The 6,772-nt window shown below is 67.7% G+C and carries 8 protein-coding genes; 4 read left to right on the forward strand and 4 right to left on the reverse strand.

The window, feature by feature from the left end:
• Positions 1–235 (reverse strand): MGMT family protein (locus RCJ92_RS14350; RefSeq protein WP_446754915.1); only part of this gene is annotated, 235 nt, incomplete at its 3' end.
• Between the two features lie 87 nt (positions 236–322).
• Here RCJ92_RS14350 and RCJ92_RS14355 point away from each other — a divergent pair.
• The 4 genes from RCJ92_RS14355 to RCJ92_RS14370 all read left to right on the forward strand — a co-directional run bounded on the left by RCJ92_RS14355 (position 323) and on the right by RCJ92_RS14370 (position 3,866).
• A complete protein-coding gene (locus RCJ92_RS14355; protein WP_138926509.1) occupies positions 323–1,006 on the forward strand; it encodes a 3'-5' exonuclease in 684 nt (227 codons plus the stop codon).
• Between the two features lie 240 nt (positions 1,007–1,246).
• Positions 1,247–2,242, forward strand: coding sequence for a methionine ABC transporter ATP-binding protein (locus RCJ92_RS14360; protein WP_138177457.1), 996 nt, complete (start codon positions 1,247–1,249; stop codon positions 2,240–2,242).
• A 47-nt stretch (positions 2,243–2,289) separates the two neighbouring features.
• Positions 2,290–2,922: a methionine ABC transporter permease gene (locus RCJ92_RS14365; protein WP_138177622.1), complete on the forward strand. Its 633-nt coding sequence runs from the start codon at positions 2,290–2,292 to the stop codon at positions 2,920–2,922.
• 83 nt (positions 2,923–3,005) lie between these two features.
• Positions 3,006–3,866, forward strand: coding sequence for a MetQ/NlpA family ABC transporter substrate-binding protein (locus RCJ92_RS14370; RefSeq protein ID WP_138177455.1), 861 nt, complete (start codon positions 3,006–3,008; stop codon positions 3,864–3,866).
• A 127-nt stretch (positions 3,867–3,993) separates the two neighbouring features.
• On the opposite strand, the gene hemL is transcribed toward RCJ92_RS14370, so the two are convergent.
• From hemL to RCJ92_RS14385, 3 genes are all read right to left on the reverse strand, one after another.
• On the reverse strand, positions 3,994–5,301 hold the full coding sequence (hemL, locus tag RCJ92_RS14375) for a glutamate-1-semialdehyde 2,1-aminomutase (protein WP_138177453.1): 1,308 nt from the start codon (positions 5,299–5,301) through the stop codon (positions 3,994–3,996).
• A complete protein-coding gene (hemB, locus tag RCJ92_RS14380; RefSeq protein WP_446754916.1) occupies positions 5,302–6,288 on the reverse strand; it encodes a porphobilinogen synthase in 987 nt (328 codons plus the stop codon). It abuts the gene before it with no gap.
• A gap of 41 nt (positions 6,289–6,329) precedes the next feature.
• Positions 6,330–6,772, reverse strand: a 443-nt coding sequence (locus RCJ92_RS14385; protein WP_446754917.1) for a uroporphyrinogen-III synthase, incomplete at its 5' end; no start/stop codon positions are given.

Consider the following 6,772-nt stretch of genomic DNA (forward strand, 5'->3'; position numbering starts at 1 on the left):
GCGCCTGCTCCGGCAGGGATGCGGTGAGGTTGCCATCTGCCCGGATGATCCGCCACCAGGGCGTGCCCGGCGCGGTGCCCTGCATCGCCTTGCCGACCTGGCGGGGGCCGGCGCGGCCAAGCAGCTCCGCCACGTCCTTGTAGGTGAGGATCCGCCCGGCGGGAACCAGGCCGGCCAGTTGGTGGACGGCCTCTTCGAAGTCCAGCGGCGGCGGGGACAGGGGCGGCAGGTGCATGCCCCTATTGTGCCAAGGCCCATGCTTCTGTCCCCAACCGGTGGGTCACGCCGCGTCAGCGCACCTTGGGACGGTAGCGTTATTTGCATGAGTGAATGGCATATCGGCCCCTGCCTGGGTTTTGACTTGGAAACCACCGGTGTTGACACGAATACCGCGCGCATCGTGACCGCTTCGGTGGTGTTGCTGGATTCCTCCGGGCAGATCCTGAACCAACGCGAGTGGCTGCTGGATCCCGGAGTGGAGATCCCGGAGGCGGCCACAGCGGTACATGGGGTCACCACCGAGCGGGCGCGCGCCGAGGGCGTCGCGGCCGCGCGGGGGGTTGGCGAAATCCTGAACCTGTTGCAGTTCGCGTCCCAGCAGGCACCGATCATTGCCTTCAATGCCTCCTATGACTTCTCGGTCCTGCACACCGAGGCACTGCGCCACGAGCTGGTGCCCTTCATCCCGGGCAACGTGATCGACCCCTACGTCCTGGACCGGCAAATGGACCGCTATCGCAAGGGCAAGCGCACCCTGGAGGCGGCGTGCCAGCATTATGGGGTGGTCTTGGAGAACGCGCACACCTCCTTCGCGGATGCGGTCGCCTGCGTTGGGGTGGCCCGCGCCCTGGCCTCCCGTTACCCGGACCTGCTGGTAGATCCGGCCGAGCTGCACGGCCAGCAGATCCGCTGGGCCCGGGAGCACGCCGAGAATTTCCAGCAGTACCTGCGCCGCACCAAGCCCGAGGCGGTCGTTGACGGCGCCTGGCCCATCAAGGATTCCTAGGCGCTTCGAGACCTAATTCACAGCCGTGCCCAGCGGCCCGTGATGGCCGCCACGAGCCCGGCGGGCGTCCATCCTTTTTTGCGAATGATGTTCACTCAAAGATTCTTCGACCTCATCCGTGAGATAGCGGAGCTTTACGGCGCATTACCGACTGTGCAGGGCGATTCGGTCGATAATATTCGACGGTGATTCAATTGGGGGTACTCTCTTTACCCTTGAGAATTGAAGGACCACCACCCTGTGATTACGATCAAGGACCTGCGCAAGGTCTACCGCCAAGGCAGCGATACCGTTGTTGCCCTTGACGGGGTTAGCCTCGAAGTCCCCACCGGGAAAATCCACGGCATTGTCGGACACTCCGGTGCCGGCAAATCCACCCTGGTTCGGTGTTTGACCCTGTTGGACCAACCCACCAGCGGAACGGTTGCCGTCAACGGCCAGGAGCTGACCAACATCGGTGACAGCCAGCTGCGCGAAACCCGCCGGCGCATCGGGATGGTGTTCCAGCACGCGAATCTCTTCGATTCACGCACCACCGCCCAGAACGTGGCCTACCCGCTGGAACTGAGCGGGATGTCCAAGAAGGACAGCGCGCACAAGGTCCGCGAACTGCTCGAGCTGGTGGGGCTGGGCAAGTTCAGCAACGCCTACCCCTCCCAGCTCTCGGGCGGGCAGCGCCAGCGCGTGGGTATCGCCCGCGCCCTGGCCACCGACCCGGACGTGCTGTTGTGTGATGAGCCGACCAGCGCCCTGGACCCGAAGACCACCGATGAGATCCTGGACCTGGTCAAGGCCCTGCGTGACCGGCTGAACATCACGGTGCTGATCATCACCCACGAAATGCACGTGGTGAAGCAGGCCTGCGATTCGGTCTCCCTGCTGGAGGCCGGGCGCATCGTGGAGCACGGGGACCTGGAAAGCGTGATCAACACCCCCGGCTCCACCCTGGCGGCCACCTTGCTGCCGTTGCCCGGCGAAGCGCCGCAGGCCGCCGGGCAGGGCCCGGTGCTGGACATCATCTACTCCGGTGCCCAGGCCAACGAGCCGGTGCTGTCCGGGTTGTCCCGGCACTTCGACATGGACGTCAACGTCATGGCCGGCTCGGTGGAACAGATGGGCGAGCACCAGTTCGCCCGGCTGCGCATCCAGCTGCCGGCCAGCGCCAACACCGAAGAAGTGGTGGCCTACCTCGAATCCATTGACGTCGCCGTGGCTCTGAAGGGAAGCGGAAAGTGAACGAATTTTTCAACGACCTGCTGACCAATCCGGGGATCACCAAGGCCATGTGGCCGGCGACCGTCGAAACCCTGCAGATGACCGCGATTTCCGGGATCTTCACGGTGCTGATCGGCCTGCCGCTGGGCATCTTGCTGCACACCACCGACAAGGGCGGGCTGACCCCGGTGCGCTGGCTGAACGTGGTGCTCTCGGGCATCATCGTGAACATCACCCGGTCGATCCCGTTCGCCATCCTGATGGTGGCCCTGATCCCGTTCGCGGCACTGGTCGTCGGCCAGGCGCTGGGGCCGATCGCGGCCTCGGTGTCGCTGACCATCGGCACCGTGCCGTTCTTTGCCCGCCTGGTGGAGACCGCGCTGCGTGATGTCTCCTCCGGCAAGGTGGACGCCGCCCTGGTGATGGGCTCGACCAAGATGCAGATCATCCGCAAGGTGATGGTTCCCGAGGCCCTGCCAGGCCTGGTGGCCGCCACCACGACCACGATCGTCACGCTGATCGGCTACTCGGCGATGGCCGGCCTGGTCGGCGGCGGCGGGCTGGGCCGCCTGGCCTACAACTACGGCTTCCAGCGTTACGAGCCGACCATCATGCTGGTGACCCTGGTGATCATCCTGCTGCTGGTGCAGATCGTGCAGCTGCTGGGCGACTGGCTGGCCCGCAGGGTCGACCACCGCTAATCGGCCACAGCCCCTCCACAACCCCGCAAACCCCGCCCGCCGCCGAAAACCCGGCGGGCATCAACCGAACAAAGGACAACACCATGCTGCGCAAGAAACTCGCACTTGCCGCCACCGGCGTCGCCACCGTGCTGGCCCTGACCGCCTGCGGCGGCGGAAGCTCCCCGGAACCGGCCGCCGACGCGAGCCTGGACCCGGCGAACCCGACCGTTGTGAAGGTCGGCGCCAGTGCTGTGCCGCACGCCCAGATCCTGGAGTACATCGATGCCAACCTGGCCAAGGATGCCGGCATCGACCTGGACATCACGGAAATCGATGACTACCAGACCCCGAACATCGCCCTGGAAGACGGCACCATTGACGCCAACTACTTCCAGACCGAGGCCTACCTGGCCGACCAGGTCAAGGCGAAGGGCTACAAGTTCGAGCATGGCGAGGGCGTGCACGTCGAACCGCTGACCGCGTTCTCGCAGAAGTTCGACAAGCCCGAGGACGTCACCGACGGGGCGCGCGTGGTGCTGAACAACGACCCGGTGAACCAGCTGCGCGGCCTGCGCGTGCTGGAGTCGGCGGGCCTGCTGAAGAACCTGGCCGACGGGGATTCGGCGTTGACCGTTGAGGGCGATGCAGAGAAGAACCCCAAGGGCCTGACGTTCGAGGAGGTCAACTCCGAGCAGGTCCCGCAGTTCTACAAGGACGGCAAGTCGGCGGACCTTGCCCTGGTCAACGGCAACTACATTGTCCAGGCCAAGCTGAACCCGGAGGAGATCCTGTACCAGGAATCGGCCGAGAACAACCCGAACGCCAACTTCCTGACCTGGCGCGAGGGTGAGGAAACCGCGGCGATCGCCAAGCTCGAAGAGCTGCTGCACTCCGATGAGGTGCACAAGTACATCGAGGACACCTGGAGCGACGGCAGCGTGTTGCCGGCCACCAACAAGTAAACCGGTTCCGCGGCCCGGCCCGGCGCCAGCACCCGCATACCGGCAAGGCAACGGCCCGCCTCCCCTCGTGGGGAGGCGGGCCGTTGCCTTGCCCGCTTCCGGCGGGTTCGGGCTCAGCGTGGGCGGATCAGGCGCTGGCGTTGGCGGCGGCGCGGGCCGCGGCCGGCAGCGCGTTGATGATCCGTTCCATGGCCGCATCATCGTGTGCCGCAGAGACGAACCAGGCCTCGAAGACGCTCGGGGGCAGGTAGACCCCGGAGTCCAGCATGGAGTGGAAGAACGGGGCGTAGCGGAACGCCTCCTGCTTCTGCGCCTCCGCGTAGTTCTGCACCCCGGTGTCCGCGGTGCCGAAGGCCACCGAGAACAGCGTGCCGGCACGCTGGATCGAGTGGTTCACGCCGGCCTCGTTCAGCGCGTTGACCAGGGCGGTCTCCAGGGCCTGGGACTGCTTGGCGAGGTGGGCGTAGACCTCGTCGGTGGCGTGGGTCAGCTGGGCGATGCCCGCGGCCATGGCCACCGGGTTCCCGGAAAGGGTTCCGGCCTGGTAGACCGGCCCCAGCGGGGCCAGGTAGTCCATCACCTCGGCGCGTCCGCCCAGGGCGGCGGTGGGCAGGCCACCGCCGATGACCTTGCCGAAGGTGTACAGGTCCGCGTTCCAGCCCTCTTGCCGGCCGGTCAGCCCCCAGTACCCGGCGTCCGAGGCCCGGAACCCGGTGAGCACCTCATCCAGGATCAGCAGGGCGCCGTGCTGGGCGGTGGTATCCTTCAGGAACTTGTTGAACCCCTCCTGCGGGGTCACCACGCCCATGTTGCAGGGCGCCGATTCGGTGATGACCGCGGCGATGTTCTGCCCGTGCTCGGCGAAGGCCTCCTCCACGGCGGTGCGGTCGTTGTAGGGCAGCACCAGGGTCTCGGCGGCGGTCGCGGCGGTCACCCCGGCCGAGCCGGGCAGCGCCAGGGTGGCCACCCCGGAACCGGCCGAGGCCAGCAGCCCGTCCAGGTGCCCGTGGTAGCAGCCGGCGAACTTGATGATCAGCTCGCGCCCGGTGTAGCCGCGGGCCAGGCGGACCGCGGTCATCGTGGCCTCGGTGCCGGTGGAGACCATCCGCACCCGTTCCACCCCGCCCATGCGCTGCTTGATCAGCTCACCGAGCTTCACCTCATCCGGGGTGGAGGCCCCGAAGGACAGCCCCTGGTCCACCGCGCGGTGCACGGCGGCCTGGATCTCGGGGTGCTGGTGCCCCAGCAGGGCCGGGCCCCAGGAGCAGACCAGGTCCACATACTCGTTGCCGTCCACATCGGTGAGGTAGGCGCCCTTGGCGCTGGCCATGAACGGGGGCACCCCGCCCACGGAGCCGAAGGCCCGCACCGGGGAGTTCACTCCCCCGGGCATGACCTCTTGGGCCCGGGCGAAGAGTTCATCTGATTTCGACATCTACTTCTTTCCTTCGTTCAACCAGCCAGCCACTTCGGCGGCCCAATAGGTCAGGATCTGCTGCGCCCCGGCACGCCGGATGGACAGCAGGGTTTCAAGGATCGAGGCCTTGCGGTCGATCCAGCCGTTCGCGGCGGCGGCCTCGATCATCGAGTACTCCCCGGAGATCTGGTAGGCGGAGACCGGCACGCTGCAGGCCGCGGCGATGTCCGCGACGATGTCCAGGTAGCTCATGGCCGGCTTGACCATCACCATGTCCGCGCCTTCGGCCAGGTCCAGTTCGACCTCCACCAGCGCCTCGCGGCGGTTGGCCGCGTCCATCTGGTAGGTGCGCCGGTCCCCGACCAGCTGGGAATCCACGGCCTCGCGGAACGGGCCGTAGAAGGCGCTGGCGTATTTGGCGGCGTAGGCCAGGATCGCGGTGTTGGTGTGCCCGGCCGCTTCCAGGGCCTGGCGGATCGCGGCGATCTGCCCGTCCATCATCCCGGAGGGGCCCAGCACGTGGGCGCCGGCCTCGGCGTGCATCACCGCCATCTGCGCGTAGATGGCGTTGGTGGCGTCGTTGTCGACCTGGCCGTGGGCGTCCAGCACGCCGCAGTGGCCGTGGGAGGTGAATTCGTCCAGGCACACGTCGGACATGACCACCAGTTCGTCCCCGACCTCGGCGCGCACCGCGGCGATCGCCCGGTTCAAGATCCCGTCCTCGGCGATGGCCCCGGAGCCGGTCGCATCGCGCACCGCGGGCACGCCGAAGAGCATGATGCCGCCCAGGCCCCGCTCGGCGGCCTCGGTGGCGGCGGACTTCAGGGTGTCCATGGTGTGCTGCACGACCCCGGGCATGGAGGCGATCGGGTGGGGTTCGCTGATCCCCTCGCGCACGAAGGCCGGCAGGATCAGCTGGCGGGCACTGAGTTCATGTTCGGCGACCAGCCGGCGCATGGCCGGGTTCTGGCGCAGCCGGCGTGGCCGGTGTTGCGGGAATGACATGGCAACTTCCTCCATCGGTTCAGGACCTGAAACGGTCCGGGCTAAGTGTGTGGGCAGTGCTGGCCGGGCTCCGGTTCGCGTTGCAGCAGCCGGCGGGCGCAGGCGGCCAGGCCCGCGGGGGTGGGGTCCGCGGCGGTGGCGTCCACCCGGATCCCGGCCTGTTCCATGGCCCGGGCGGTGGGGGCGCCGATGGCGATGGTGCCCAGCCCGACGGCCAGGCTGGTTCCGGCCAGTTCGGCGAATCGGCGCACGATGCTGGGGGCGGCGAACACCACCAGCTGGCTGTGCGGCAGCGCGCCGAGCATCTGCTGCGGGTCCAGGACCCGCACCCCGTCCGGTGCCGGCAGCGCGTGCACCGGATGCTGGTCGCCGCCGGCCGGGACGGTGGCGTAGGCGATGACTTCATCCAGCGCCACCTGCCAGCCGCGCAGCCCCTGGCTTAGGGTGGGGCTGGCCAGGTCCCCGTGCGCGTAGAGCACCCGGG

Source organism: Glutamicibacter sp. BSL13 (genome assembly GCF_052928425.1).